6 protein-coding genes are annotated in these 3854 nt (G+C 58.5%); 5 read left to right on the forward strand and 1 reads right to left on the reverse strand.

Translation table 11 applies throughout. The features are described from left to right. Positions 1-208: 208 nt before the first annotated feature. The 3 genes from CJU81_RS23325 to CJU81_RS24320 are packed head-to-tail and all read left to right on the forward strand — an operon-like array spanning position 209 to position 1028. Positions 209-526, forward strand: a complete 318-nt coding sequence (locus CJU81_RS23325; protein WP_095038421.1) for a hypothetical protein — start codon at positions 209-211, stop codon at positions 524-526. After that, positions 523-783 carry a hypothetical protein gene (locus CJU81_RS23330; protein WP_095038422.1) on the forward strand — a complete coding sequence of 87 codons (261 nt, stop codon included), beginning with the start codon at positions 523-525 and terminating at the stop codon, positions 781-783. Before CJU81_RS23325 ends, CJU81_RS23330 begins: the two co-directional genes overlap by 4 nt. After that, on the forward strand, positions 780-1028 hold the full coding sequence (locus CJU81_RS24320; protein WP_095038423.1) for a hypothetical protein: 249 nt from the start codon (positions 780-782) through the stop codon (positions 1026-1028). The genes CJU81_RS23330 and CJU81_RS24320 overlap by 4 nt, the downstream gene beginning before the upstream one ends. Before the next feature lie 31 nt (positions 1029-1059). Here CJU81_RS24320 and CJU81_RS23340 read toward each other — a convergent pair whose 3' ends face one another. Beyond that, positions 1060-1479, reverse strand: a complete 420-nt coding sequence (locus tag CJU81_RS23340; RefSeq protein WP_073510845.1) for a hypothetical protein — start codon at positions 1477-1479, stop codon at positions 1060-1062. A gap of 1562 nt (positions 1480-3041) precedes the next feature. On the opposite strand from CJU81_RS23340, the gene CJU81_RS23345 reads away from it, so the two are divergent. Next, entirely contained in the window at positions 3042-3470 is a 429-nt protein-coding gene (locus tag CJU81_RS23345; protein ID WP_095038424.1) for a hypothetical protein, read from the forward strand. A 143-nt stretch (positions 3471-3613) separates the two neighbouring features. Further along, the gene (locus CJU81_RS23350) at positions 3614-3808 is read left to right on the forward strand and encodes a hypothetical protein (protein WP_095038425.1); all 195 of its coding nucleotides are present in this window, start codon (positions 3614-3616) and stop codon (positions 3806-3808) included. Positions 3809-3854: the final 46 nt, after the last annotated feature.

The raw sequence follows: 3854 nt of genomic DNA on the forward strand, positions 1-3854 counted from the left end.
CGAGTCCAAGGTCTTCAAGAGAAAGCAATGATGCCCGCGCGTTACCAATAACGCCGCTTATGTTCAAAAGGCCCCCACACTTGAGAGAGTGCTGGGGGCCTTTTTTTCTGGGCACGGAAACCACACCCCCCTACACTGGTACACCAGCCCCCCCCTGCTATGGTTTTACGCACTGTGGGCCACTGACTCGGATAAGGACACCCCTGCCATGCCGTTACTCGTCACGCCCTATTATGAGCGCCGTCTGCGCGATCTACGCACGCTGTCCCCGGACACCGCCGCACTGGCCGAGCGCATCGCCCTGGAGCTGCAGCCGCAAGTGCTGGCCACCTCGACTGAGACGTTGGAGGCGCAATTATTGGATCACCTGCAGGAAGTGGCTGAGCAGCAGACGCGCTGTGTAACTCGATTCTGGGACTGGCTAAACGCCGTGGTCGACGCCGGAGCGCTGACCCCACCACAGGCGGCAGCGTTTGCCTGCGAAGCCGCCACCTTGGGCGGCCCGTCCGGAGTGGTGCCCGAATGAGCGGCCGTTACGGTAACGGCAGCGACCCGTTAGCCGCGATCAGTACGTCGCCTGCAGTGCTGGCCACACTGCGCCGTCGAATGACTGCCATCGAGCTCGCCGCCGACACCCTGCAGGTGCATCTGGCCAGCGAGCGGGCGCAAGGTTTTGTTGAGATGCTGGAAGAGCTCAAGGTGCTTAAGCCGGCCGACATTGAAAGCCTGTACCTGATCATTGATGACGCCGCTCAGGCGCGCGTCACGGCGTTGCTGCTGTGATCGGGGACGGGATTCACGAAGACGCGCTGCAGCACCTGGTGCAACAGAGCGCGGTCAGGGAGTTTGTCGTCGGCCGCGATACCACCCGTACCAAGTGGACGTTTTCGGTACGCCTCGGCGGGCCGCACTCGCGGCTGATTCCAGTACGGTCGAGGCGGGAGGTGATTCGTACCTGGGCCAGCCTGACGGCGGTGGGTCGCTTTGCCGAAAGGCTTGGTGTGCGAGGCTTTGCGGTGGAACTATGAAGTTTCGCGCCCGCGAAACTGGCCACGGCTTTTAGTTATCGAGAGCGTCGAGCAAATTTGCCCAAGTAGGGGCTTCCCCTGGCTTCGCGTTGTGAGGCAATGCAGGTTTAGGCTCGGGTTTATGCTCGATCAGCCGAAGTGATTGTTGCAGCTCTTGTATCTCTGCACGCAGCAATCGAACCTCTTCAACCAACGAGTGTAGGGCTGGGTGTAAGGCGTCCATTTCAGGTGTAGGGGAAGTGTAGGGCGAGGGTGTCGGGTCAAGTGTAGGGCGGTGTAGGGTGATCCCCTGTGGTTCGCCATAAACGCGGATCATTTCTGATAGGTCGATAACCTTTTGCCCTTTACCGTCTAGGCCAGCAGTTACGCGGCCTTTAGACACGGCCTCATGCAATGTTGAACGGTGTAAACCGTAGAGTTTTGCCATGCGGCCGATGGTTAATTTTGCCATGTAGGGCAGTGTCGGGTTCTGTCTGTAGGGTGCCCTACAGTCTACTGCTATTTATGAGACTTAACCGACCATTCCCTAACGCGGTCCGGTGGACCTTGTTGGCTACCGTGCTGGTAGGCAGCACAGCTGCCAGACCCACACGGCAGCTTGTGAAAGACACAGGGTTTGCGCTGAGCGAGCAAACGCAATATCTTTGGGTAATAGATACATAGCATTAAAACGAAAAAACCCTGCCAAGGCAGGGTTTCATTCGGGCCAGCGGCGACTGCAATCGCTCTGGCCAAGGTCTCGGGGAATCTCTGCTTTTCGGTGCGGGGAACGAGACCTGGTAAGCCAATTCTGTCGGGAAAACTCCCGTCTGTCCAGCTTCCAGCCTCCCCCGACACCTCTTCCCGACGCTTGGAATCAAGATGCTTTGGGCCCGGGAAGTAATAGCTGCCGATCAAGGGGATCTCTTCACGGCAGCCGGTATAGCCGGTTAGGTGCGACCCGCAAGGGCGAGAAGGCAATGGCAGGGCAGCGTAAAAACCCAACCACGGGCGCTGTCACTGTCCTAAAACCCACCAACCGCCAGACGCCGAAGAGGGCAGGGGGCGCAGTGGTAAACAATCCCCGAAAGTCTGGAACGCCTGTTGGGAGTGGGAGCCGGGTGGTCGCACCTGGAACAAAATCCTCACTGCGTGGAGTCATGCGAGACGCTTTTTTTAAAAGCCGATCGTAGGGGCTCCCACGCCAGTGGGAGCCATCAAGTGCGTCGCGCAGCCATCATTATTGCCGCCAGTGGGCGGCCTTAGACTGGCGTCAGCCATCATTGCTCGTGCTCTTGTCTCTCAGGGTTATTACCCGCTTTGGATCTTTCCCAGCGAGTGGGGGTCCCCCTTTAGGGGGTCGAGCTGGTGAGCGCGTAGCGCGAATGCTCTTGGCTTTTTGCCCTTTTGTACCTTTTCACCTTTATACCTCTCCTATTGGCGTTCTATTGCTGAAGCAATAGCCAACGCAATAGAACGACCAATAGAACGCTACATAGATAATCCAAGACAAAAGCAGAGCAACAGCGCGCCATCCCTACGGTCTGTCGTGGCCGCCCTGCGGGACGCCCAAACCTTCCGGGGGAGCGCCCCGTCAGGCTTTCAGGGTTCCGACTCGCTGCGCGAGCCTCCACCCTCTTTCCTCCCCTGCGCCCTGGACGGGCTTGTCTCGAAAATTCACCCGCGTGCGCGCCCGGCAAAGCCGGACCAACCTGCATTCTGCAATTGCGCGACGTCTCGTTGCGGTCCTTTGTCCCTTTCTCGACTGCTACATCGCGAATCCAGGTTGGTCCGGTTTCACCTGACGCGCACGCAAGCGGTGCGGCCGGATGCTTCGCACCCTGGTTACGCCCTGAACGGGCTTCACCAGGGCAGACCGGAAAAATTTGGCCTGGGGGCCATTTTCCCTCACCTCCCTCGTGGGCTCGGGAGGCGTCTGTCAGGCTGTTCTCGCCACCAGAGGTGGCGGTTTATCCGAGCAGCTTTTGGCTGCTCGGGATGCGCTACCATGCGATTTTTTCAAGGAGCCATCTCATGCAGCGTTTGGTAAAGCCATCGGATTACGTCCTGCAGGACGTTCTCGGCCAATCGATGTATCTGATTCCCTGGGAGCCCAGGCTCTGCCCGGGCAACCCGGCAGAAGATCCCGAGGTTGGCGCACAGCTTTACAACACATTCGTCCAGGATCAGGCCAAGGGTGTTGTACCCCGGGCCCCCGCCCAGCAGATGAGCGACATTCTGGATTGGGTTTTCGAAACGGCGGGCGAACCCGCCCGCCGCCTAGCCGCTGACCTGGCGGCAGCGTACCTAGGCAAGCACTCCTTCCTGATCGATGACCTGGAGGATTGGGACGCTGAAACCAAGTCGCACCGGGCGTGCCTGGTTTTTCATGGCGAGGACATTGGGGGACTTTCAGCTCGAACAGTCATGAAATTGCGGGCTCGAGTCGCCGCCGGATTTTAGCCGCTAAAATATCGCTCGACCGGTTGTTGCTACTAGCAACACGGGAGAGCATAACGAATAGAAAGGCCCCCCCGGCCGCCCGCCTGACTGACTGGCTGATGCGCTACGCTGGTCGCATCTAATGACCAAGTTAAGGAGTACTTATGAGCTTTGCCCAAATCGGAGAAATCAAGGAAGTGAGTGACTTGAGCGAAGCCAATCAGTTGAGCGAGGCGGGGCTTGAGCTGTTGCAAATCGTCCCTGGCTGGTCCGCTGACAACAAGCCGTGCACGCTGTTTTATTTTGGTGTGCCAAAAGTAAGAAGCGCCGAGTCCAAGGTCTTCAAGAGAAAGCAATGATGCCCGCGCGTTACCAATAACGCCGCTTATGTTCAAAAGGCCCCCA

It is taken from the genome of Pseudomonas fragi, assembly GCF_002269505.1.
Classification (GTDB): Bacteria; Pseudomonadota; Gammaproteobacteria; order Pseudomonadales; family Pseudomonadaceae; genus Aquipseudomonas; species Aquipseudomonas fragi_D.